A 23,196-nucleotide genomic window follows, 5' to 3' on the forward strand; every position below is an offset into this window, starting at 1 on the left:
TCCCCATGACGCGGGCCTGAAAAGGCCTTCTTCGTTTGGAGATCTTCTAGCATGTCGCCCTGTCGGCCGTAAGTCGATGTCCTCGAAGATGGTATGGCTCTCGCCCAAGGCGTCTTTTTCTCGACGCTCGATGCTAGGGACGGCCAGGGAGTCGGCTTGTGAACGGCGGTCTTTTGTTAGCCTATTTCCAGCCTGATCTGCGCCTGTAACGATTGGGCAGGCTGGATACGGGTCATGCCGCCTTCCTCCGCACCGGGACGGCGCTGCGGCTCGTTGAGAGCACCGGCAAGGTGGCTGACGGGTTCGATGCAGATGTAGGCCGAACCGGGTGCATGCAGTACGAGATGGTCCAGCCCGGATGCGGTGAGCATGACGCTCATGGTGGGATGCGAGAGTTCGACCTTCGTCCAGCTGGAAAGATAGGCGGTGGCTTGGCGGAGCGGTGCAACGACCTTTTCGCTGTGTCCGAGAGGCAGATAGTCTCCATCTATTGGCCAAATGGTCGAGGCGTCCGTGCGATGGGTGAAGGAGGTTGGAAAGTAGGGATGCCAGCCCAATCCGCCAGGCATTTCGTACGTGTCCTCGTTGCGGATCGCCAAGGCCACGGTGAGCCTCCCGGGCTCGAGCTCGAATCGCTGCTCGGCTGAAAACCGCCAGGGCCAGGCCGAATTGGCCTCGTGTGCCCATAGCAGCCTGGCTCGGTCGACATGAACCGATTCCGCGTTCCAGCAGCCCCTGTTGGCCATGCCATGCAAGGCGTTGGGCCAGGCGTCCGGGTGAACCGGGAGATGCCCCGCGCGGCCAAAATCGAACCGCCCCAGCCTGACACGGTTATGGAACGGAAGCATGGGATAAGCCCCACCTCTGGGCCATGCCTCAGGCTCAAAGCTCGTGTCCGTGATCGGCACCAGGATGTCGCCGAAAACATCGTGGTCGAACGACACGACCCGCCCGCCCCAGGACGGCCTGAGGACCAGTCGTAATTTTCCGGCTCGGAGAGTGACGTCGCCCATCATTGCACACGGTAACGCTGAATGACCTCAGGATCGGGGTCCAGGCCGAGGCCCGGTCCATCAGGCACTCGAATGACGCCCGCCTCCGGGATCGGCAAGGATCGATAGATCTGCGTCTCCGGCCAGACATAGAGGTACTCGAACAATGGCTCCGCCAGCAGTGCGGAGCCGATCTGAAGCGTCGCGAGATAGCCAGGACCGAAATAAGGGGAGTGCGGCATGATCGCGATGTCCTCGCGACTTCCCAGCATGGTGACGAGCTTCGCGATCTCGCTGAAGCCACCAACCTTGGTTACGCTAGGCTGCAAATATTTGACGCTGCCTGCCTCGATCAGGCTCTTGAACTGCCAGGCGGTACAAAGATTCTCACCAGACGAGAGCGCGACACGTCCGGAGAGTTGTGCCAGTTGTTCGAAATCCTCCGGCGGGAACGTCGGCTCCTCTAGCCACAGCGCTCCGATCTCCCCGAGCCAATCTGCCATCGATCGGGCTTCGTCCGTGGTCCAGCCGCAGTTTACATCGACCATCAATGCGGCGCCGTCGAGCACGGCGTGGCAAGCGGAGATCTCCGGGCGGGTGACCTCATGCAGTTTCACGTGGCGGAAGCCTTCGGAAATCGCTTGGCGCGTGAACCGTGATGCCGTCTCGGCATGACCGTAGCGGACGAGCGAGGCGTAGGCTGGCAACGTGTCGCGGCGGCGCTGGCCGAGCAGCATCGAGATCGGCAAGCCTGCGCTCTTCCCCTTTATGTCCCACAACGCGATATCGACGCCGGAAAGCGCGAAGATCGTAATTCCGTAGCGCCCGAACAGGCTCAGTCTACGCTGTAGCATGTCGGAGATGGCCGCCGGATCGTCCAGCTCGCAGCCGATGACCAACGGCAGCACGGTTTCATCCAGCATCGCCTTGACCGCCCCAGCGCAGAAATAGGCGAAGGCTTCGCCCCAGCCGACGAGACCGGAGTCGGTTTCCAGCCGCACCAGCACGATGTCGAGCCGGTTCCAGACGCTGGGCGTCATGCCTTCGCCGCGCCCCCCGTCGGAAAACGGGATCGCGAGGCGAAAGCTCTCTGCAGCGACAACCTTCATGCCTTTGTCTCCCGTCCGCGGGTCGGATTCGTCTTCGCGTAGCTGCCGCCAAAAACCTGTTTCATTTGCCTCTTCCAACCCGTGGTCGTCGCGATGTCAGGGGGCCGTCGCGGCTTCGACGACCCGCTTTGGCATCGCCATCCCGTGGGCTTGCTCGAAGAATTTCTGGAGCGTGCCGTCCGCCATGTTCGCCTTCACCCAGGCATCGACCCGGGCCTTGAGCGCGTCGTCACCTTTGCGCATGCCGATCCCATGCAGCCCCGTGCCGAGAATGACCTTGGGCTCGATCTTGAGTGCTGGGTCCTTCGTCATGATCGTCTGGTTCAGGCTCGTCGATTGGGCGATGAATTCGAGCTGGCGGGAGACGATGGCGGTCATGGCGGTCGACTCGTCCTCGAAGCGGACCACTTCCGTGCCGGCGGGAGCGATGGCGGAGACCTGAGTATCCATGACGGTGCCGCGTGCGACCGCGATGCGCTTGCCAACCAGATCCGCGGGCGCTGCGACCTTCGCACCGATCGGTCCCGAGACAGCCGTCTCGGTGCCGCCGTATGGCAGCGAGAATTCGATCACCTTCTTGCGCTCGTCGGTGATCGTCATCGCCGCGAAGACGAGGTCGACCTTGTTGGTCATGAGCAGCGGAATGCGATTTGCGCCGTTGGTTTCGACGATCTCCAACTTGAAACCGAGATCCTTCGCGAATTTCTCAGCGACCATGAGTTCGTATCCGGCGTAGCGGAGATTGCTGTCCTTGTAGGACCACGGCGGCACGTTGGGATCGAAGGCGATCCTGAGCGTGCCCGACTTGGTGATCCGATCGAGCGTCTGCGCCTGCGCGGACGGCACGAGGCAGGACGTCAGAACCGCGACGAAGGCGGCGAGAAGGATGCGTGACATGAGATCTCCCTGGGTGTTTTCGGCAGCTTTCACTGCTCGTGAGTGATGAAGTCGGCGAGTTCCGGAGTTTGGGGCTTGGCCAGGATTTCGGGGCCGCCCATTTCGTGGATCCGGCCGTCGCGCATGTAGACGACGCGGTCGGCCACGTTCCGGGCGAACTGCATCTCGTGCGTGACGAGGATCATGGTCATGCCGTCGGCCGCCAGCCGTTCCATGACGCGAAGGACCTCTCCCGTCAGCTTGGGGTCGAGCGCGGACGTCACCTCGTCGAAGAGCATCAGCTTGGGCTGCATGGCCAGGCTGCGAGCGATGGCCACGCGCTGCTGCTGCCCCCCGGACAACTGCTCGGGATAGGATGCGCGTTTCTCTGCCAGCCCGACCTTGCCCAGCACCTCCTCCGCAATGTCCAGCGCCTCCTTGCGGGATTTGCCGGCGACGAGATGCGGAGCCAGGGCGACGTTTTGCTCGGCGGTCAGATGCGGGAAGAGGTTGTAGCTTTGAAAGACGATACCCACGTCGCGTCGAAGCGCCTTCAGATCCACCTTCTGACGATGCAGTGCATGGCCGCAGACCCAGAGCTCGCCGCCCTCGATTGTCTCCAACCCGTCAATGCAGCGCAATGCGGTCGACTTGCCCGAACCGGACTGCCCGATGATGGCAACCACCTCGCCGCGATCCGCCGAGAAGGAAACGCCCTTCAGAATTTCAACGGAACCGAAGGATTTACGCATATCGACGAATTCAACGATTGCCGACATTGAACTTCCTCTCAAGTCTTCTGGATTGGACCGACAGCGGATAACAAATCAGAAAATAGAGCAGCCCCGCCAAGCCGAAGTATAGAAATGGCTCAAACGTGGCGTTGTTTATGACTTTCGCGTTGTAGGTCAGCTCGTGGTACCCAACGACCATCGACGATACGGACGTGTTCTTGACGATGATGACGAGGAAGCCGACGGTCGCTGGCGTCGCGATGCGTACGGCTTGGGGAAGGATGACGCGCCTCATGCGCTGCCACCGGCTGAGCCCCAGGCATTCCGCAGCTTCCCACTGCGGTTTCGCGACCGAAATCAGGCAGCCGTACCAGATTTGGCCAAGGTAGGCGCTCGCGAAGACGCTCATCGCCAGTGTTGCGGCAGCGAGCGGCGGAACCGAATCGAAGCCGAGCAGGAGCGGCCCGAAATAGGCGAGCCCCATCTGCACCAACAGCGGGATTCCCTGAAAGATCTGGATGTAAGCGATCGCGGCCATGGCCACGGTCCGAAGCGGCGATATCCGGGCGAGGGCGATTACGAAGCCCGCAACTCCCCCGCAGAGGATCGTAAGGAGGCTCAGCGTGATCGTGCCGAACATCCCGTTGAGAAGCGAAAGCAGGTACAGAGGCTGCATGATGTTTTGCCTGTCCTGCTAGAGCGCGGTGCCGAGCTTGCGCCGGCGCGGGAAGATCAGCTGGCCAAGAACCCAGAAGCTTCCTCTCAGAAGGAGGGTCAGCGCGAGGTAGATCGCGCCTAGCACGATGAAGACCTCGAAGTTGCGGTAGGTGAGCGACTGGACGCGGTTCGACACGCCGAACAGCTCCTCGACTCCGACGGCCGACAAAACCGAGGAGCCCAGCATCAGCAGGACGTAGAGCGAAACCAGGGACGGGTAGACGCGCTCCATTGCCGGCCTGAGGACGACATGAAGGAATATCTGGGCCTTCGACAGACCTAGGCAGCCTGCGGCCTCGATCTGACCGCGCTTGATGCTCTCGATGCCCGCGCGCATGACCTCTGTCGTGTAGGAGCCGATGTTCACGACCATTGCGATCACCACGCCGAGCATGATCGGGAGGCGAGCCCCGATGCTGGCGAGGCCGAAGATCAGGAAGTACGCCTGGATCAGCAATGGGGTGTTGCGGACGACCTCCACATAGCCGCCGACGACGAGGCGCAGCCACCGTGGCCCGCTCGTGCGCGCAACTGCGCACAATGTGCCGACAGTGAAGCCGGCCAGAGTGGCCCAGAATGTCAGGACGAGCGTGGTCCAGGCGCCCTGTAGGAGCATCGGCCAAGAGGCGAGGACGCTCCCGAAGTCGAATTCATACGCCATGTCGTTTTTCGCCCCAGCTCCCGACCGCGCCATGCGCGTCCGGAACCCGATAGGCGCCTCCTCCAAAATTTTGTCTGTTTCTTTTTCCCTAATCAATCTGACTGACCTGATCAAGTAGTCAGACTAATTTTCTTTGCGATTGACAAGGCGGCGCACCGGGATCACTCAGGAGGGCAAGTGGCAGGTAGGGAAAAATGGCGAGCAACACCGGCTCCGCGGAGGAAAAGCCCAATCTCGTGAGAGGGATCGCGGACCAGTTGCGGCGCGAGATCGCGAGTGGCGTCCATGGCGTGGGTGCGCGAATGCCAACGGAGCTCAAGCTGTCGGACAGCTTTCAGGTCAGTCGCTCTGTGGTGCGAGAGGCGATTGCGTCCCTGCGGGCGGAGGGACTGCTACGTTCCCGCCGGGGCTCCGGCATTTATGTCGAGCGAGCGGAGGCAGGGATTGGTACCTTCTCGCTCTCCGACCACACGCGGATCTCCACCATCATGGAGGTTTTGGAGTTTCGCATCGCGGTGGAAGTCGAGGCGGCGGCTCTTGCCGCCATGCGCAGCTCTCCTAGCCAGGACGAGGCGATCTTCGAACGGAATCGCGACATCCAGCGCGCACTGGCCGAAGGTCGCCCGACCAACGATGCCGACTTCGCCTTTCATCAGGCCGTCGCCGACGCCTCGGGCAACTCGCGCTTTCGCGATTTTCTCGACGTCATGGGCAACAACGGTATCCCTCGCCTCGCGATGAGGGGCGCGGCGTCTGACATCGCCGTCAGCCTTGAGCATATCGTCCCGGAACACGACCGGATCGCGCGCGCCATCGCGCACAGCGACAAGGATGCCGCGCGTGACGCGATGCGGTTCCATCTGGAGGGCAGTCTGCGCCGCTATCGCGATCTGATGCACGATCGCTCACCGGACGTCGAACGCCTTACGTGAGAAGGCGCGCCGTCTCGTCTGTCTTAATCCCACATTATGAGACCGATGGCAGCATCAAGAGATGTTTGTTGAGCTGAAGGCATCGCTTTTGGCGCCGGAAGGGCTAAAAATGGCTTACGTCGGACGGCGGCCGAGATCCAAGCCGGGCCCGTCTTACGATGTAGGATCGCAAAACCGAAGGGCCATCCATGTCCGACAAGATCGCCGTCTCGCCGGAGACACTCGACAAACTTAGAAAATGCGGCCAGGGGACTCTTACGACGCAGCTTTTCAGGCGCGGCTATCGTCAGCAGTTTCTGGTCGGGCTGACCCCCCTGAACCGCAAGGCCGGCTCCTTTGCCGGTGAGGCGTTCACCTTGCGTTTCATTCCCTCACGAGAGGACAAGGACTGGGATCTCGGCGATCTCAAGAAGCGCGGCGAGGACAACATCCAGTGGGAGGCCGTCGAGGCGATCGAGGCTGGGCAGGTCCTGGTGATCGACAGCCGCAATGACCCCCGCGCGGCTTCCGCCGGCAACATGCTGATGACCCGCATGATGCGCAAGGGTGTCGCTGCGGCGATCACCGACGGCGCCTTCCGCGACGGCACGGAAATTTCGGAGATGCCGTTCCCCGCCTATTGCCGCGCCAACACCGCCTCCACGCGTCCAGCCTATCATCGGGCCATCGCGATGCAGGAACCCGTCGGTTGCGCAGAAGTCGCCGTCTATCCCGGCGACATCATCGTGGGCGATTCCGATGGCGTGACGGTCATTCCGCGCCAGATCGCGGCGGAGGTCGCCGACGCTGCCTATGAGCAGGAGCGGCGCGAGAAGTTCCTTTTCACCAAGATCGATGCCGGCGCGCCTCTCTTCGGAACCTATCCGGCGGGGCCGGAGACGCTCGCGGAATATGACGCATGGCTTGCGGCGGGGAACGACCTATGAGCTCCGACACTCCGGCGGCCAAGGCCGAGGCGTTGATCCGCCACTATTTCGACATGTGCAACGCGGCTGACCGTCAGGGATTGATCGATTGCTTCACGCCCGACGGCGTCCACTATTTCCCGCCGGGGTTGCCCGGCGCGCCTTGGCGTGGCGCCTCCGCAATCGCCGACGGGTGGGTGCGCTGCGTCAGGGATCTCGGCTCGCGTTGGACGATCGAGAAGGTGCTCTGCGCCCAGGACGGGCACGAGGCCGTCATTGAATGGACGCATTGGAAGACGGCGCTGGGCGAGGCGTTGCGAGGGGACGAGTGGTACGTCTTCAACGACGACATCACGCGCATTCGCGAAATCCGCGCCTATTATGCGAGCCCGGTCGACAAGAGCACGCCCGTCAATCGGCTGCATGAATTCGACTACGAGGGGCGCGGCTACGCGCTGCAGCCCCCGAGCCCCGCTCCAAAGATTGCGTAGAGGTACAAGGCAGTGCATTTCGCCATCATCGCCCGGGACTCCAAGGCGGCGGACACGCTCGCCCGACGCTTGGCTGCACGTGACGAGCATCTTGAAGGCATCCACCGGATGAAGGCCGAAGGCACTATCGTCGACGGGGGGGGCGATGCTTTCCGAAGACGGTACAACGATGATCGGCTCCATCGTGCTTTGCGACTTTCCCGATCGCGCCGCTCTCGATGCCTATCTGGCCTCCGAGATCTATGCGCGTGAGGGAGTTTGGGACGACATGGAGATCGTCCCGTTCCGGCGCGTCGCCTGGAAGAGCTGAGGCGCCGGGCCCAAGCCTCAAACCGCGCTCCGCCCGCCGATGCCGGGCAATCTTGCGCTCGACATCGACAGACGGAAATTGCGCCATGACGCTCAGATTGACTGGCCGGCACTTGATTGCCGGCGAATGGAGGGATTCGGGAGGCACCTTCCTGTCCGCTCCATCGACTGGCGAAGGGCGCGTCTTCTTCGCCGGCACGCAGGAATTGGTCGATGCAGCTGCAGAGGGGGCGGAAGACGCTTTCTGGTCTTTCGGATATTCGACCCGCGAGGAACGCGCGGCCTTTCTCGAAGCCATTGCCGAGGAGATCGACCGCCGCGGCGTGCAGATAACCGAGATCGGCGTGGAGGAAACCGGCCTGCCGGCGGCGAGGCTCAAGGGGGAGCGCGGCCGGACGATCGGGCAACTCCGGCTCTTCGCCAGCCACATCCGCGACGGAGCCTATCTCGACCGCCGTCACGACCCGGCCCTGCCGGATCGCCAGCCTTCGGCGCGCCCCGACCTACATATGCTGCAACGGCCAATCGGGCCCGTCGCAGTCTTCGGCGCCTCCAATTTCCCGCTCGCCTTTTCGACGGCCGGCGGTGACACGGCAGCCGCATTGGCGGCGGGCTGCCCAGTCGTCGTCAAAGGCCACGGTGCCCATCCAGGGACCGGTGAGATCGTCGCCCAGGCGATCTCTGCCGCGATCACCCGGCTAGGCCTCCATCCCGGCGTCTTCTCGCTAGTTCAGGGCGGCAAGCGCGATGTCGGCGAAGTACTCGTGACGCATCCGCTGATCAAGGCCGTTGGCTTCACCGGCTCGCTCGCAGGCGGTCGCGCGCTTTTCGACCTTTGCGCCAGGCGGCCCGAGCCGATCCCGTTCTTCGGTGAGCTAGGCTCGGTCAATCCGATGTTCCTGCTACCCCACGCGGTGGAAGCCCGCGGTGCGGAAATCGGAAAAGGCTGGGCCGCCTCGCTGACCATGGGCGCGGGCCAATTCTGTACCAATCCCGGTGTCGCATTCGTCATCGAGGGCCCGGCGGCGGAAGCACTGATAGCCGCAACCGTCGAAGGGCTTCGGGGCGTTGACCGGCAAGCCATGCTGACCGATGGCATCGCGGCCGCCTACCGAGACGGTGCCCGCCGTGTCGGCGCCGCGGAGGGTGTCGAGGAGATTGTGGGCTCATCCTGCGAAACACGCCATGCCGCACCCCATCTGTTCGAGACGACTGGCGAGGTCTGGCAGCGTGATCACGCAATCCGCGAAGAGGTGTTTGGGCCCCTCGGGATCGTCGTCAAGTTGCAAGACCTCGCCGAGATGGAGAGCATCGCCCGCGGCCTGGTAGGCCAGCTGACCGCGACTCTGCACCTGGACGACGGCGATGCGGCCGCAGCGCGCCGTCTGCTGCCGATCCTCGAACGGAAAGCTGGCCGCGTGCTCGCCAACGGCTTCCCGACGGGCGTCGAGGTGTCAGACGCGATAGTGCATGGCGGCCCCTATCCGGCCTCGACCAATTTCGGCGCGACATCGGTGGGAACGTTGTCGATCCGCCGGTTCTTGCGACCGGTCTGCTACCAGGGCCTGCCGAGCGACATCATGCCGGCGGACATTGCCGGCTAGCATCGACGAGTGCCTGACGAGGATAGCCGCCGCTCGCCCACGGCGCTTGACCGCGAAACCACATGGTGGAACTGAAGGGCAGGTTGCCGGTGCACGATCGCCATTCCGGCTCACATGATGGATCGTTCCATGTCAGATCCCTCAAGCGGCATCAGGGAATGGGATCCCGACAGCGCCGGCACCCGTCAGAGCGTTCCGGGAACCCAGCTCATCGGCAAGGCCTTTCGTCTCATCGACCTGATCGGTGAGGCGCCCGGCTTGGTCAGCACCGCGGAGTTGAGCGCCGCCACCGGCTGGCCGAAAGCGACGCTCTACCGCATCCTCGCAGCCCTGATTGCACAGGGCTTCATCCGTTTCGACCCCGTCGCGCAGGGATACACGCTCGGCTATCGATTTCTCGAACTTGCACAGAACGTCTGGACGGCACCCGATCTCGCCGCCATCGCGAGCACCGAGTTGCAACGCCTGCGCGACATGACCGGGGAGACCGCCTATCTCGCCGTGCTCCATGAGGGCGCCGTGCTTTCCCTCGGCAAGTTCGAGAGTCCGCACGACGTGCGTTCGGCTGCCAGGCTCGGTATGCGCAAGCCCTTGCACTGTACGAGCCAGGGAAAGGCGATCCTCGCCTTCTTGCCGGAGGAGGAGGTCGATCGTTTGCTGGCCCGGGCCCCGCTAGAGCGCTTCACTCCACAGACCATCACCGATCCCGACCACTTGAGGGTGCAACTGCGGATCGTGCGCTCCCGGGGCTATGCGATCGAGGATCAGGAGATCCTGATTGGGAACCGCTGCGTCGGCGCCCCCGTCCTCGATGCAGCTGGCCGGCCCGTCGCGGCCATCAGCGTCGCGGGCCCGATCTACAGGCTGACAAAGGAGCGCGTCGAGCAACTAGGGCCCGAAATCGCCCTGGCGGCGCGCAACATTGGCCTCGCCCTGCGCAGCATGCCGATGAAGCCTGCCTTGCCCAGGACCGCTTCACATGCCCATCCGGCGGAGGCCCAACCCGCCTTCTATGGCGCCCATCCGGTCTGGGACGCATCACATGCGCGCCTTCTCTGGGCAGATCGTCTCGCGCCCTGCCTGTACATGACGGGCGAGCCGAGAACGGCTCCTTTCCGGCTGGAACCCTTCGAGCCGATCGACGGCGTCGCGCTCGCCCCCGGCGGAGAGGCGCTGCTGGTGATGGGCGCACGACTCGTGAAGCTCGGCGAGGGCGGGCATGTCAGCGAGATCGCGGCGCCGGAGCTTGTCGGAACACAGGCCCTCGCGACGGATCCCCAGGGCGGGATATGGGCGGCTGTCCAGCACGGCGATGATACGCGCATCGCCCGGCTGAACGAAGACGGCTCGCTGCAGACGGGCTGGACGCTGCGCGGCAACGTCGGCGCGCTCGCCTGGAGCCGCGACGGGCAGCGGCTCTTCGCAGCCGATGCCCAACGCGGCACCATCCACCGCATCGAGAGGAATGCGCCGTCGCCTCGTCTCGTCACCCGGATCCTGCGCGTGTCCGGCGAACCGCGCAGCCTCGCGGTCGATGCCGAGGACAGGCTTTGGGTCGGACTCTTCGACGGCTGGAGCGTCGCGAAATTGACCGAGGAAGGAGATGTCGAAAGCCTGCTGCCGCTGCCCGTGCCGCGGCCGACAGGGCTCGCCTTCGAGGCGCGGACGGGCGGCGCGATGTATGTCACCACGGCGCGGATTGGCCTTGCCCGCGACGTTCTCGAAAATGCGCCTTTGTCCGGCCGGCTTCTGATCGCGCATCCAGGCAAGGCGGGTGCGATCGCCTTCAGCGAAGGCGTCGCCTGAGGCCGCCGCCTCTCATGCCTTGCCCGACAAGATCGACGGCGGCAGGTCCACGCCGTGGAATTTTCTGTAGATCTCGTTGAGCTTGCGGTTGGCGAGGTTCTGCCTGACCCAGCCATTGATATAGTCCGTCAGTTCCACGTCGTTCTTGCGCAAGCCGATGCCGACATCGAACTCGGCGATGGTAAATTTCTGCTCGATCTCGCGCTTTGGATTTTGCTCCGCCACGCGGCTGATGACCGCCGGTTCCTGCACGACGATGTCGACCTGACCGCTGGCGAAGGCCGTCATATTGGTGGCTTCGTCATCGAAACGGACGATCTCCATCGCCTTGATCTCGAGCTTCGAAAGCGCCATGTCGCCGGTCGTGCCACGCGTGACGCCGACCCTCTTGCCGGAGAGGTCCTTCGGCTGCCGCAGGTCAAGGCTGCGGGGCGCCGCCACATACTGGACGGCGCTAGCATAAGGCAGCGAAAACTCGACGACTTTGCGCCTTTCCGCCGTGATCGAAAAGGTCGAGATCACCACATCAGCTTTGCTCGTGACCAGGATGGGCACGCGATTGGGGCCCGTGACTTCGACGATTTCAAGCTCGACGCCGAGGTCCTTCGCCAGCAGCACGGCCGTTTCGTAATCCGAGCCCGTCGGCTTCAGCGACGTGTCCTTGTAGCCCCAAGGCGGCCTACCGTATTCAAGGGCCACCCTGATCTTGCCGGACTTCCTGATCGAGGCAGGCACATCCTGCGCGCGGGCAGACATTGTGGGCAGGATGGGGATGGCGAGCCCGGCCAACAGAAATGTGCGACGATTCATTGATCATTCCCTCCATCAACCCCTTCCCGACGGAAGCGGCGGCCAGCTTTTTTGAGATCTGGCCTTGATCAGATGGAAGCTAACCCGGGCGATGCTCGGACAATAGCGCGATTGGGTTCGCCGCCGCCCGGGACTCTCACGTTGTGAGACATGACGGAATCGTTTCGTCGTCGGCGCATCAGCCCTCATGCCGAAAGGCTTCCTCCCGCTTCTTGAGCGCCGTCGGGGCAATGACGGTCAACAGCAGCACCAAGGCAAGCCTAGCCAAGCATGGTGGAGGTTATCGGGCGGGGCACGAAGATCGCCGGGCCTCCTTGGAGATGGGCAGCGCTCGCCGCAGATCCTTCTCCACCCCGGACCGATGATGAAGCCCCGCAGCTTCGGTGGGACTAGCAGTCAAGCTCCGGGAAGACATGGCCGAGCAGGCCCAACCGCGCCATCAGATGGAGTCGAAGGTCGCGTTGCTCAAGCTGAACACGCCGATTGCGAAGAACACAATGATGGCCGGAAAATGCAGGGATAGGCACCAGGATCATGCGCGCCCAAACCCCGATCAGAGGCAGGTTCAGCACGAGCAGCATGAGATTGCCGAGCCACATGGACACGATGATGCCCCAGAAGAGTTTGGGCTGCGGTCATCACCGAGGCACCCGTCCTCAAGTTTCGGCAGGCCGAAGGTGTAACGCGCGGTGCTGGAGTTGATGTCGGCCCACACGATGCCGACCAACAAGCCGTGCACGATCGTCGCGACCGCGCGTGGCAGCGAGCCGGCGGCGAGCACTATCGATCCGACGAGGCCGAGTGCCATGAGAGAGCATATATGACCGCCCCGAACTTCAGCGCCACATCAGCCAATGGCGTCGCAAAGGCGCCGCCAAGGATCGTCGAGACCGTGCTGGCTACCATTTGCGCGATCGACACATATTTGGGCAACAAATGTCATTTTTGGCAACTTGATGTTTATTGACGACTTGATGCCTTTGGGCAACTCTGACCCCAATGCATAAAAAGGGGAAAGGGATTGCCCATGAAACAGCTTCCAATCTGCGTGGCGTTCGCCTCGATGGTCGTCACCGGCTCAGCCATCGCAGTCGCACGCCCACTCAGGAATTTGAGCATCCGTCATCTTCGATTTCTCATCGCGGGGGTCCTTGCCGTCCCAGCCTTGGCTCAGGCCCAGGCGGAGGATCTGACCGGGACCTTTCAGAAGATCAAGGAAACGGGAATCATCGCTTTAGGGATCCGGGACACCGCGGTCCCGTTCAGTTACATCGACGACAAGCAACAGGTTGTCGGCTACACGATCGACATCTGCATGAAAGTCGTGGACGCCATCAAAGCTGAGCTGAAGATGCCGGACCTGAAGGTCCAAACGAACGTGGTTACTGCGTCCAACCGGATTCCGCTGATGGCGAATGGGACAGTCGACCTGGAATGCAGCAACACCACGAACAATCCCGACCGACAGAAGCAGGTGACCTTCAGCAATAGCCACTTTCTGACGGCCAGTAAGTTCGTGTCACGCAAGGCTGACCACATCGCGAGCATCGAAGGGTTGAAGGGTAAGGCAGTGACGTCGGTGTCTGGCAGCTCCAACATGGTGCAGCTCAACCAAGTCAATGCGTCTCGGAAGCTCGGCATCACGGTGCTGCCAGCCAAGGACGGCGTTGAGGCGTTTCTGATGGTGGAGACCGGCCGCGCCGCTGCCTACGTGATGGACGACGTGTTGCTTGCTGCCGTGATCGCCGGGTCGAAGGATCCGTCGTTGTACGAGATCGTCGATGATCCGTTTTCCAAGCCCGAGCCTTACGGCATCATGCTGCGCCGTAACGACCCGGCCTTCAAAGCGGTCGTCGATCGCGCCACGGCCACGCTCTACAAAAGCCCGGAGATGAAGGCGATCTATGACAAGTGGTTCCTGTCGCCGATCCCGCCGAAGGGTATCAACTTCAACGTTCCGATCCCGCCGGTACTGAAGCATCAGTTTGAAAGCCCGACCGATAGCCCCGATCCGGCCTCGTACCCGGGCTAGATCCCAGTGCAGTACAATTGGAACTGGAACGTCTTCTGGTTACAGTCTCCAGAAGGAACCGGCACGTACCTCGGCATGCTGTTGCAAGGCTTGCTGACCACCCTGTCAACAGCGGCGCTCGCTGGAACGCTGGCGCTGCTGCTCGGTTCGGCGGTGGGTATCCTGCGCTCCCTGCCCGGCCCGACCGGGCGCGTGCTGTCAAGCTGCTGGATCGAGCTGTTCCGCAACATCCCGCTGCTGGTGCAGCTTTTTCTGCTGTACTTCGTGTTGCCGGAAGTAGTGCCCGCGGCGTGGGGCGCCTGGTTGAAGCAGTCGCCGAACGCCGCCTTTCACACCGCCGTCGTGGGCATCGGGCTTTACATGTCGGCACGTGTGGCGGTGCAGGTGAGCGCGGGGATCGCGGCGCTGCCGGCGGGGCAAAAGGCGGCCGGGATAGCTTTGGGGCTTACGTTGCCGCAAACCTATCGCTACGTGCTGTTGCCGGTCGCTTTCCGCATCATCCTGCCGACGCTGACCAGCGACATGCTCAGCACCATCAAGAGCACATCTGTGGCACTGACCATCGGCTTGGCGGAGCTGACGGCCCGGGCGCAGGCGATGCAGGAGTTTTCCTTTCAGGTCTTCGAGGCCTACACGGCGGCCACCGTCGCCTATCTCCTTGTGAACCTTGTCGCAACGCTTTCCGCACGCTGGCTGGAACGTCGGACGCGGATCCCCGGATTTAGCCGAACATGAGCGGTTTCGATTTCGACGTCATCGTCCGCAGCGCACGTTACGTGCTGTTGGAAGGTCTGCGCTTCAGCCTGTCGCTCACGCTGCTCGCCGCGACGGGCGGACTTGTGCTGGGAACGCTACTTGCATTGATGCGGCTTTCTGGAAACCGTGTGCTGGGGCTGCTCGCGACTGGCTACGTCAACCTGGTACGGGCGATGCCACTCGTGCTGGTCATTTTCTGGTTCTACTTCCTGGTGCCCTATCTGGCACAATGGCTCACCGGGGCCCCGCGTCCGGTGCAGGTCGGCGCCTTCGTCTCGGCACTCGTCACGTTCATCGTGTTCGAGGCCGCATATTTTTCCGAGATCATCCGCGCCGGCATTCAGAGCATACCACGCGGCCAGTTCATGGCCGGGCAGGCGATAGGGCTGCGGCCGAGCCAGGTGATGACCTCCGTCGTGCTTCCGCAGGTGTTTCGGATCATGCTGCCGGTGTTGCTTACGCAGACGGTCGTGCTGTTCCAGGACACATCGCTCGTCTACGTGTTGGGCCTGATCGACTTCATGGGCGCCGCCAGCCAGGTCGCGCAGCGCGATGGACGACTGGTGGAAATGTACACCTTCGTCGCCGTCGTCTACTTCGCAATCTCCTTCACCTTCTCCCGTCTGGCGCGCCGGTTACAGGTCGCCATCTCTATTCCCCGCTGAGAGGCTGCATGTCCGACGCCGTGATCCAACTTCAAACCGTCAGCAAGTGGTACGGATCCATGCAGGTCCTGCATGAATGCAGCATGGATGTCGCGAAGGGTGAGGTCGTGGTGGTCTGCGGCCCTTCAGGGTCCGGCAAAAGCACGCTGATCAAGTGCATCAACGCGCTCGAGCCGTTCCAGAAGGGGCGGATCGCAGTGGCCGGGGTGCAACTGGGCGACAAGAGCGTGAACCTTCCCAAGTTGCGCGCACGGGTAGGCATGGTGTTCCAGCATTTCGAGCTGTTCCCCCATATGCGGGTGCTCGACAATCTGTGCCTGGGTCCGCGTAAGGTGCTGGGCCAAGGCGCTGCAGCCGCGCGGGCCAAAGCCGAAGCTCTGCTGGCCCGGGTCGGGATGGCAGAACATGCCGGCAAGTTCCCGGGACAGCTTTCCGGCGGGCAGCAGCAGCGCGTTGCCATAGCCCGCGCCCTGGCCATGGATCCGGTGGTGATGTTGTTCGACGAGCCGACGTCCGCCTTGGATCCGGAGATGGTGAGCGAGGTGCTTGACGTGATGGTGGAACTCGCCGGCTCGGGCATGACCATGATGGTGGTGACGCACGAAATGGGCTTCGCACGCAAGGTCGCGGACCGCGTGGTGTTCATGGACTGCGGTGAGGTTGTAGAGGACGCACCGAAGCAGACCTTCTTCGAAGGTGCGCAGAGCCCGCGGGCGCGGCAGTTTCTTTCCAAGATCCTGGCACACTAGGCGTGTCATGCACTCGCGATTTCCGAAAGTCGGAGGCGGGACGACATAAATTGGTGTGCTTCATGGAAGCGTCCGCATTCAGAGCCACGCGACATGACGCGCACATCCGTGTTGAGGATGCTTCCTCGTGATCGTCCCTGACAAACTTAAAAATACGAATATTATCAACGCGATAGATCAAATCTTGAGATTACGCGCGTTGAACTCGAATGCTTCGCGGCCTTGTGCATGCCCATGGGCGCCCGGCCGCTATCAGACGACAGCCGGAGAAGGAGCGCGGAATGAAAATCAGTAGCGAAGAGCAAATGCTAGTGGAGACGGCGCGGCGTGTCCTGCCAGGCGGAATTTTCGGCAACATCGCCAGTGAAATCATTATCCGCGATGGGCGTGCCGGCCGCGTCAGGGATGTGAGCGGAAACGAATATATTGACTATCTTCTAGGATCCGGTCCGATGCTTGTCGGGCATGCACATCCCGAAGTGAATGCTGCAGTAACGGAGCAGTTATCGCGGGGCACCACCTTCTTCGCTAACAACGAATACGGGATCATGCTTGCGGGCGAGATCGTCGATGCGTTGCCGTGTGCCGAACAGGTTCGCTTCGCGAGCTCAGGTTCTGAAGCCAATGCCCTTGCCATGCGTCTTGTTCGCGCATTTCGTGGACGCAGTAAGATCCTGAAGTTTGAGGGTGGCTTTCTTGGCATGAGTGATTACGCGCTCATGAGCACGGCTCCATTGAGGCCGGGGAACTCTGAGAGGCCGACAGCCGACTCTGCGGGTATCCCGGAGTCTGTTCAGAACGAGATGGTGGTCGCCCCCTTTAACGACCTTGCGGCCGCACAGCAGCTCATCCACAAGTATCGTGATGAATTGGCAGGTGTGATGTTGGAGCCGCTGCAACGTCTCCTGCCGCCAGTCCCGGGATTTCTGCAAGGACTTCGCGACATCACTGCAGAACTTGGCATTCCCCTGATCTTCGATGAGGTCGTGACTGGTTTTCGGCTCGCGTATGGCGGCGCTCAGTCCTATTATGGTGTCACCCCCGATCTTTGTACCCTGGGCAAAGCCATCGGTGGAGGTTTTCCACTCTCCGCCATCGCCGGTCGGGCTGACATCATGGCTCATTTCGACCGCAACAAGGTCGGATTGGATGGCTTCGCCCCCATGGTCGGCACCCTCAGCGGCAATCCGATCGCCGCCGTTGCTGGCTTGGCCACCCTCAAGATACTTAGGCAGCCCGGCACATACGAGAAGCTGCACTCAACCGGTAAAGCCATCTGGCTAGGGCTGGAGAAAAGTCTGCGCGAGGCCGACATTCCAGCGGTGGTCAAGGGCGAGCCCGTCATGTTCGACGCGATTTTCACAACCCGCAGCGATGTCAACAATTATCGCGAGTCGATCGACGTTGACCACGCTATTATAAGGCGGTTCAACGATCTTGTACGTCAGCACGGCGTCCTCAAAAGTGATGGCAAGCTTTACATCTCCGTGGCGCATGACGACAAAGATGTTCGCGACACCATCGCAGCTTTTAAGGCCTCGGCTGACATTGTCGCAGCCGAGCGGCTGGCGGCGTGAAAAGGTTGGCTAACAAGACCGTTTTCGGGGCAGGGATCTCGGGTGGCTTATGGCCACTCCTGTGTTCCAACGGTCTCGCCTAACACCGCCTTTGCAGATGGCAATACCGACCGCGTCGACTGGCCGATACTGCTGGCGATGCTGTGGCCGAGGGTAGGACCAGGCAGGACAGAAGGTTTCTTACCAGGCTCGGCGTTGCGATCGTCCCCGAGGAGACGCGCAATGCCTGTTTCGACAATGTCGTCTTCCGGCCGATCGACCTCGGGCGAGGCGTCGAGGTCGAGTTACATGCCCTATGGCGGCCCGAGAACCGAAATCCTGCCCTTCCAGCTATGCTCGCTCTGCTTGAGGGAATGGCCTCGACGCGCAATTGGCGAGAGCAAAAGCAAGACGAGTAGCGTCCCGGCCCCGATCACGTCGAACGGCGCTGGGAGGCCATCGCGTAAGGCCACGGCGCAACTTGCGCACGAACGATCTTTTGCCGATGCCGCTCGACGTGGCGCTTGCGTGACCCACCGTCCGGCTCGCCCCAGGTCACAGTGACGTCCAAGCCAGGAGTCGCCCGATCGCGTGCGATGTTGGCCAGGGACATGACCTTCCGTTCGTTGGCGCTGTATCCGCAAAAGTTCGAGAGTCCGATCAATTCGCCGCTCGCGTCGCGGACCTCGTCGTTCTGCTGGAAGCTGTAAGAAGCCATCGGGAAGCGAAGCTGCTTGTAGGGCAACTCGTCTTCGAGCTGGGACCGAAAGATGTCGACGACGTCGTCGACGTTCCAGACCAGGGTCACCGCCGTCCGGCGCGGGCCTTCGGCCGCGCGCTGGAGCGCCTCGCTCCCGATGAAGTCATGATCGAACTTCAAAATCCGGTCGTAACCCATGTCCCAGGGCGTGACGTAATAGTCCTCGATCCTCTGGGAGCGGAAACTGCCCCCGAGTTGGGAGCTGCTCTCCCAAGAGTTCGAAGGCAGCCACTCGCGGTAGGCCTTGAGCTCGGCGGCGGTATAGACGGCGGGCAGCGGGTAGGGCATCCAGCCGCCTTCCGAGTTGCCGCTGAAATACGCCAAAGTCCCTCCGGGCCGCAGTCCAAGCGAAGCTCCCGCCTTGAGCAGGGTCTCCCGCACCTTGGGGCCGTCCGCAATACGGCCCGCCAACTCGACGCCACGCCCACCGGCCATGCCGTGCCGCAGTGCCAACACGTCGCAACCCGCGATCCTGACCCGGGCGAAATTGAAGAAGGGGATGTTCGGCTCGGGCCCCTCGATCACGGCGGCGAAGATCTCGTCCGATGCAGGGCCATCCAGGCCGAAACGGAACTGGGTGCGGCCCTGCGGGTTGACCGAGGTGGGAAGGTCGCGCTCAATGGTCACGTCGTAGCCGCCGGTCGTGGCGTGGTACTCGACCCAGTTCTGCATGTGCATGCCGCTGACCAGCTCGAAGCTGTTTTCGCCCAGATAGAACAAGACGCACTCGCCGATCATGTGTCCGTCGTGATTGCACGCGACGAACTGCTTGGCCTTGCCCGGCACGAACTTTTCGAAGCTGTTGATGCCGATCCGGTTGAGCATTCGAAAGGCGTCCGGTCCCTTGAGGAAAAGCTCCGGCATATGATGTGACTGGTCGAACAGGACGGCGCCGTCGCGCCAGGCCTTCTGCTCATCGACCCAGTTGCCGAACTCCGCGGGCACCGGCGTCAAGCCGGACCGGTCCTTGCTGTGTGGTGCCGTGGTGTCGTTGTAGAAGTAATCGACGAGGTCGGGGATGCCCTTCAGAAACTCTTCGAGCGACGGCTGACCCTTGATTTGGTTCATTACGTTTCCTGCCTCTTATTTGATGTTACTTTGCTTCGACGAATGCCGCCGGACACGGCGTGCGGTCAACCGAGCGTCTTCACCCAGCGCGCAGTCCCAGCCAGCCCGCCAAATGGATAGAAGTGCAGCCTCACGTCGCCGTGCTCCTCTGCGCTGAGCCGGGCGCCAAGTTCCGCAAGCAGCCTATCGGGGCCGACCGGCGACAGCAGCTTCGCCAGCGATATGCCGTATTTCTGCAGGACCGCGGTGGAAGCCCCGACGCCGCACCGGGCGGCGAAACGAAGGAGCGATCTCACCGTTGTGGGCCCAGGGATGCCGACCCGAACCGTGGCCGTGACGCCATCGTTCCGCAGCGCTTCGAGCCAGCGCAGGATAGCCTCGGCGTCAAACGAGAATTGGGTGTTGACGACGCCCTCGTGGCCGAGATCGCGCAACATCGCAAGTTTCGTGCGCAAGTCGAGTTTGAGGTCCAACTCGGATATGGACGGATGCCCCTCGGGATATCCGGCGACGCCAATTCTCGACAGGCCGTACTTCGCCAGCAACCCCGACGCGATGACGGACTTCGCATCCGGATAGGGACCGGCAGGTGCGCGCAGGTCGCCGCCGACGACGAAGGCGCGGTCGATCGATGCTTCGATGGAAAGCCGGTCGAGGAAACTTTCCAGCTCCAGGGTGCTGGCGAGCCGGCGCGCCGAGATGTGCGGGACGGGTATGTGGCCGTACCTCCGGATCGATGCGGCCGCCGCAACGCGGGCGGCCATCTCCTCGCCGGGAAGGTAGGTGACGGCGATTCTCGTGGCGGGTGGCAAGTCGGCGACGGCCTCGGCGAGCGCGTTCCCGTCCCGCGCCGTCATTTCCAGCGAGAAGCCTTCGATCAGGCTGCCCAGAGTGCCGTAGCTTCGAGTGGGTTGAAGAGAGGAGTCGGTCATCCGAAGATCTCGCCATTGACGCCGGCGCAAGCCGCCGGGATCGTTATCACTGTCCATGTAGCGTGTGATAATCGATTTTCTGTTCCTTACAACGTTCCTTGTTTCTCGGCAAGCGACGCCAATTATTGCCAGAAACGGCCGAAAGATGGGTGAAAGGCGTGGATTCATCGAGCCTAGCGAAGGAGGGATTGCTATTTTCATCGATTTTTGTTGACGGGTTTCGGGCAGGTAGCTAGCCTCGGCCAAAATAACGATTGGGAGGTTGCTATGAAGATCAGGACCCTGTTCCTCGCTTTGGCGTCGGCGTCTTTGCCCGCGCTTGCGTCCGCCGCCGAACTGAAGATTGGCTTTGTCACGAGCGTGACGGGCTCCCAAGCGCCTGTCGCCCGCGATATGATCGACGCGTTCAACCTCAGCATCAAAAATCTGGGCGGAAAGATCGCCGGAAACGACGTGAAGGTGATCGTCGCGGACGATCAGGAAAAGCCTGACGTGGCTCGGCAGGCTGCCGAACGGCTGGTCGAGCGGGAGCGTGTGGACCTCGTGACGGGGCCGATCATCACGAACATGCTCCTGGCCGCCGCCAAGCCGGTCAGTGACGCAAAGCGGCTTTTCGTCAGCATCAACTCAGGGCCCTCGGATTTCGCAGGAGAGAAGTGCAGTCGCAATTTCTTCGTCCTAGGGTTCGAGAACCAGACGATCGGCCGGGCGACCGGCATGGCGGCTAAGGAGCTCGGCTTCTCCAAAGTCGCCATGATGGGTTGGAACACCCCGGGGGCGCGCGACCTCGCGACAGGCTTTAAGCAAGCCTTCCCCGGTACGGTGGTCAAGGAGATCTACACGCCGCCCTCCCAACAGGATTTCGCCGCCGAGATCACTTCGCTCAAGGCCCTGGACGTGGACGGACTCTACTATTTCTACCCCAGCCAGGTCGGGGTGAACTTCCTGAAGCAGCTCACCCAGGTCGGTTACGCCATGGATCGCGTGGTCGGGTCGTATCTGGCGCTCGATCACATCATGTTGACACAGGTTGGACCCGAGGTTGCGGGAACCAACGTTGTCAGCCTGTGGACCGAACAGCTCGACAATCCTGAGAACAAACGTTTCGTAACCTCCTTCCGCGAGACGTACGGTAGGACGCCGAGCGCATTCGCTGCCCAAGCCTACGACCTGCCCGTAATCCTCGACGCCGCCTTGCGACGCAATGGCGGCAAGACCGAGATGAATGCTCTACGGGAGGCGATGAAGACGACGCCGTTCCCGTCGGTCCGAGGAGCGTTCAGCTTCGCCTCGAACCAGTTTCCCATCCAGAACTTCTACGTCACGAAGATCGAGCGGTCGAACACGGGGTTGAGCTACGCGGTGAAGGCCACCTTGCCCAACCTGAAGGACGAGTTGGCCGAGAAATGCCCGATCAAGGATTGAGCCGCCGATCGGCGCCGGGTGCGGCGACCTCGACCGAACGACATGGAAACCTCCGGAGCCCAGGCTGGCACCCGGGCTCGCGGAACTGACGAAACATGAAGACTCAAGTCGCCATCATCGGCGCCGGGCCTGCCGGTTTGCTTCTTGCTCAGCTGCTCAAATGTGCCGGCATCGAGAGCATCGTCGTCGAAAGCCGGAGCCGGGCCTATATTGAGAATCGGATCAGGGCTGGCGTCATCGAGGCGGGGACGGTGGACATCCTGCGCGAGGCCGGCGTCGCGGACGGCGCGCTCGGGGAGGGCATCGTCCACGAGGGTACCGCTCTCCGCTTCGAGGGCCGAACTCACCGACTCGATCTCATGGATCTGGTCGGGCGCGGCATCACGATCTATCCCCAGCACAAGCTGGTCGGCGATCTCGTATCCGCAAGGCTAGCAGCCGGCGACCCGATCCTATTTGAGACGCCCGTCGTCGAGCTCAACGACATCACGTCGGACACGCCGACCATCACGGTCGAGCGGGATGGTGCCCGCGAAACCATCGCGTGCCGTTTCGTCGTCGGGGCCGACGGCTTCCATGGGCCTAGCAGGCAGGCCCTGCCCTCGGGGGACCTGCGAATCTGGGACCAGGACTATCCCTACAAATGGCTCGCCCTCATGGCTGAGACGCCGCCTCCAAGTCATGAACTGATCTACTCGGCGCACGAACGCGGCTTCACGCTGATGTCGATGCGCTCCCCAACGGTCAGCCGCATCTACATTCAGGTGCCCATGAACGTCGATGCGGAAGCGTGGTCGGACGACCAGGTCTGGTCGGAGCTCGATCTCAGGCTGCGCGACGGCGAACCGGTCCCTCTGCGCGAGGGCGCGATCACCCAGCGCTCGACCATCCATCTGCGGAGTTTCGTCGCCGCGCCGATGCGACATGGCAGCGTGTTCCTCGCGGGCGATGCGGCCCATATCGTTCCGCCGACCGGGGCGAAGGGGCTCAATCTGGCTGCGGCGGACGTTGCGGTGCTGGGCGACGCGCTGAAGCGGTATTTTGGGAATGGCGACCGATCGGGCATCGACGGCTATTCCGACCGATGCCTTCGTCGCGTTTGGCAGGTCCAGCGGTTCTCGGCATGGATCACGCACGCCCTTCACGTGTCCGACAATCCTTTCGAGCAGGCTTTGAACCTCGCCAGCCTCAGGCACATCGTCGAAAATAGACACGCGGCGGTGTCCTTCGCGGACAACTATACGGGACTTCCGCTGAATTGAGCCCCGGCCGGCGCCACCTGCCGCAGGCCTGGGCTCTGCCGGTGC

General features: G+C 62.3%; 24 protein-coding genes and 1 pseudogene. 14 read left to right on the top strand and 11 right to left on the bottom strand.

The window, feature by feature from the left end:
- Window positions 1-176: 176 nt before the first annotated feature.
- From RMR04_RS00330 to RMR04_RS00355, 6 genes are all read right to left on the bottom strand, one after another.
- Window positions 177-1,016 (bottom strand): aldose epimerase family protein, encoded by an 840-nt coding sequence (locus RMR04_RS00330; RefSeq protein ID WP_311909425.1) that lies wholly within the window; start codon window positions 1,014-1,016, stop codon window positions 177-179.
- A complete protein-coding gene (locus tag RMR04_RS00335; RefSeq protein WP_311909426.1) occupies window positions 1,013-2,101 on the bottom strand; it encodes a mandelate racemase/muconate lactonizing enzyme family protein in 1,089 nt (362 codons plus the stop codon). Before RMR04_RS00335 ends, RMR04_RS00330 begins: the two co-directional genes overlap by 4 nt.
- Window positions 2,102-2,197: 96 nt before the next feature.
- The gene (locus RMR04_RS00340) at window positions 2,198-2,998 is read right to left on the bottom strand and encodes a transporter substrate-binding domain-containing protein (RefSeq protein ID WP_311909427.1); all 801 of its coding nucleotides are present in this window, start codon (window positions 2,996-2,998) and stop codon (window positions 2,198-2,200) included.
- A 29-nt stretch (window positions 2,999-3,027) separates the two neighbouring features.
- Window positions 3,028-3,756 carry an amino acid ABC transporter ATP-binding protein gene (locus RMR04_RS00345; RefSeq protein ID WP_311909428.1) on the bottom strand — a complete coding sequence of 243 codons (729 nt, stop codon included), beginning with the start codon at window positions 3,754-3,756 and terminating at the stop codon, window positions 3,028-3,030.
- Window positions 3,740-4,387, bottom strand: coding sequence for an amino acid ABC transporter permease (locus RMR04_RS00350; protein WP_311909429.1), 648 nt, complete (start codon window positions 4,385-4,387; stop codon window positions 3,740-3,742). Before RMR04_RS00350 ends, RMR04_RS00345 begins: the two co-directional genes overlap by 17 nt.
- 18 nt (window positions 4,388-4,405) lie before the next feature.
- Window positions 4,406-5,089: an amino acid ABC transporter permease gene (locus tag RMR04_RS00355; RefSeq protein ID WP_311909430.1), complete on the bottom strand. Its 684-nt coding sequence runs from the start codon at window positions 5,087-5,089 to the stop codon at window positions 4,406-4,408.
- A gap of 194 nt (window positions 5,090-5,283) precedes the next feature.
- On the opposite strand from RMR04_RS00355, the gene RMR04_RS00360 reads away from it, so the two are divergent.
- From RMR04_RS00360 to RMR04_RS00385, 6 genes are all read left to right on the top strand, one after another.
- Window positions 5,284-6,021, top strand: coding sequence for a FadR/GntR family transcriptional regulator (locus RMR04_RS00360; RefSeq protein WP_311909431.1), 738 nt, complete (start codon window positions 5,284-5,286; stop codon window positions 6,019-6,021).
- A gap of 188 nt (window positions 6,022-6,209) precedes the next feature.
- Complete coding sequence (locus tag RMR04_RS00365; protein ID WP_311909432.1) at window positions 6,210-6,947, top strand: RraA family protein; 738 nt, start codon at window positions 6,210-6,212, stop codon at window positions 6,945-6,947.
- Window positions 6,944-7,417, top strand: coding sequence for a nuclear transport factor 2 family protein (locus RMR04_RS00370; protein ID WP_311909433.1), 474 nt, complete (start codon window positions 6,944-6,946; stop codon window positions 7,415-7,417). The genes RMR04_RS00365 and RMR04_RS00370 overlap by 4 nt, the downstream gene beginning before the upstream one ends.
- 169 nt (window positions 7,418-7,586) lie before the next feature.
- Window positions 7,587-7,727 carry a YciI family protein gene (locus RMR04_RS00375; RefSeq protein ID WP_311909434.1) on the top strand — a complete coding sequence of 47 codons (141 nt, stop codon included), beginning with the start codon at window positions 7,587-7,589 and terminating at the stop codon, window positions 7,725-7,727.
- Between the two features lie 85 nt (window positions 7,728-7,812).
- Window positions 7,813-9,330 carry an aldehyde dehydrogenase (NADP(+)) gene (locus tag RMR04_RS00380; RefSeq protein WP_311909435.1) on the top strand — a complete coding sequence of 506 codons (1,518 nt, stop codon included), beginning with the start codon at window positions 7,813-7,815 and terminating at the stop codon, window positions 9,328-9,330.
- Window positions 9,331-9,459: 129 nt separating this feature from the next.
- Window positions 9,460-11,136, top strand: coding sequence for an IclR family transcriptional regulator domain-containing protein (locus tag RMR04_RS00385; protein ID WP_311909436.1), 1,677 nt, complete (start codon window positions 9,460-9,462; stop codon window positions 11,134-11,136).
- Window positions 11,137-11,148: 12 nt separating this feature from the next.
- On the opposite strand, the gene RMR04_RS00390 is transcribed toward RMR04_RS00385, so the two are convergent.
- The 3 genes and pseudogenes from RMR04_RS00390 to RMR04_RS32040 form a co-directional block, all read right to left on the bottom strand.
- On the bottom strand, window positions 11,149-11,925 hold the full coding sequence (locus RMR04_RS00390; RefSeq protein WP_311909437.1) for a transporter substrate-binding domain-containing protein: 777 nt from the start codon (window positions 11,923-11,925) through the stop codon (window positions 11,149-11,151).
- Window positions 11,926-12,335: 410 nt separating this feature from the next.
- Window positions 12,336-12,566, bottom strand: a pseudogene (locus RMR04_RS00395) (tripartite tricarboxylate transporter permease); the annotation flags it as partial.
- The gene (locus tag RMR04_RS32040; RefSeq protein WP_410492126.1) at window positions 12,512-12,754 is read right to left on the bottom strand and encodes a tripartite tricarboxylate transporter permease; all 243 of its coding nucleotides are present in this window, start codon (window positions 12,752-12,754) and stop codon (window positions 12,512-12,514) included. The pseudogene RMR04_RS00395 and the gene RMR04_RS32040, both read right to left, overlap by 55 nt.
- Window positions 12,755-12,766: 12 nt before the next feature.
- On the opposite strand from RMR04_RS32040, the gene RMR04_RS00400 reads away from it, so the two are divergent.
- The 6 genes from RMR04_RS00400 (at window position 12,767) to RMR04_RS00425 (ending at window position 17,725) form a co-directional block, all read left to right on the top strand.
- Window positions 12,767-12,913 (top strand): hypothetical protein, encoded by a 147-nt coding sequence (locus RMR04_RS00400; RefSeq protein WP_311909438.1) that lies wholly within the window; start codon window positions 12,767-12,769, stop codon window positions 12,911-12,913.
- Window positions 12,914-13,063: 150 nt separating this feature from the next.
- On the top strand, window positions 13,064-13,978 hold the full coding sequence (locus tag RMR04_RS00405) for an amino acid ABC transporter substrate-binding protein (protein WP_410492127.1): 915 nt from the start codon (window positions 13,064-13,066) through the stop codon (window positions 13,976-13,978).
- A 6-nt stretch (window positions 13,979-13,984) separates the two neighbouring features.
- A complete protein-coding gene (locus RMR04_RS00410; RefSeq protein WP_311909440.1) occupies window positions 13,985-14,713 on the top strand; it encodes an amino acid ABC transporter permease in 729 nt (242 codons plus the stop codon).
- Window positions 14,710-15,399, top strand: coding sequence for an amino acid ABC transporter permease (locus RMR04_RS00415; protein WP_311909441.1), 690 nt, complete (start codon window positions 14,710-14,712; stop codon window positions 15,397-15,399). Before RMR04_RS00410 ends, RMR04_RS00415 begins: the two co-directional genes overlap by 4 nt.
- A gap of 20 nt (window positions 15,400-15,419) precedes the next feature.
- Window positions 15,420-16,148, top strand: coding sequence for an amino acid ABC transporter ATP-binding protein (locus RMR04_RS00420; RefSeq protein ID WP_311909463.1), 729 nt, complete (start codon window positions 15,420-15,422; stop codon window positions 16,146-16,148).
- A gap of 281 nt (window positions 16,149-16,429) precedes the next feature.
- Window positions 16,430-17,725: an aspartate aminotransferase family protein gene (locus RMR04_RS00425; protein ID WP_311909442.1), complete on the top strand. Its 1,296-nt coding sequence runs from the start codon at window positions 16,430-16,432 to the stop codon at window positions 17,723-17,725.
- A gap of 412 nt (window positions 17,726-18,137) precedes the next feature.
- On the opposite strand, the gene RMR04_RS00430 is transcribed toward RMR04_RS00425, so the two are convergent.
- Both RMR04_RS00430 and RMR04_RS00435 read right to left on the bottom strand, forming a co-directional pair.
- Window positions 18,138-19,532 (bottom strand): aminomethyl transferase family protein, encoded by a 1,395-nt coding sequence (locus tag RMR04_RS00430; protein WP_311909443.1) that lies wholly within the window; start codon window positions 19,530-19,532, stop codon window positions 18,138-18,140.
- Window positions 19,533-19,597: 65 nt separating this feature from the next.
- Window positions 19,598-20,464: a methylenetetrahydrofolate reductase gene (locus RMR04_RS00435; RefSeq protein ID WP_311909444.1), complete on the bottom strand. Its 867-nt coding sequence runs from the start codon at window positions 20,462-20,464 to the stop codon at window positions 19,598-19,600.
- 267 nt (window positions 20,465-20,731) lie between these two features.
- On the opposite strand from RMR04_RS00435, the gene RMR04_RS00440 reads away from it, so the two are divergent.
- A complete protein-coding gene (locus tag RMR04_RS00440; RefSeq protein WP_311909445.1) occupies window positions 20,732-21,889 on the top strand; it encodes an ABC transporter substrate-binding protein in 1,158 nt (385 codons plus the stop codon).
- Window positions 21,890-21,984: 95 nt separating this feature from the next.
- Window positions 21,985-23,151, top strand: a complete 1,167-nt coding sequence (locus tag RMR04_RS00445; protein WP_311909446.1) for a 4-hydroxybenzoate 3-monooxygenase — start codon at window positions 21,985-21,987, stop codon at window positions 23,149-23,151.
- Window positions 23,152-23,196 lie beyond the last annotated feature (45 nt).

This window comes from Bosea sp. 685, assembly GCF_031884435.1.
GTDB lineage: Bacteria > Pseudomonadota > Alphaproteobacteria > Rhizobiales > Beijerinckiaceae > Allobosea.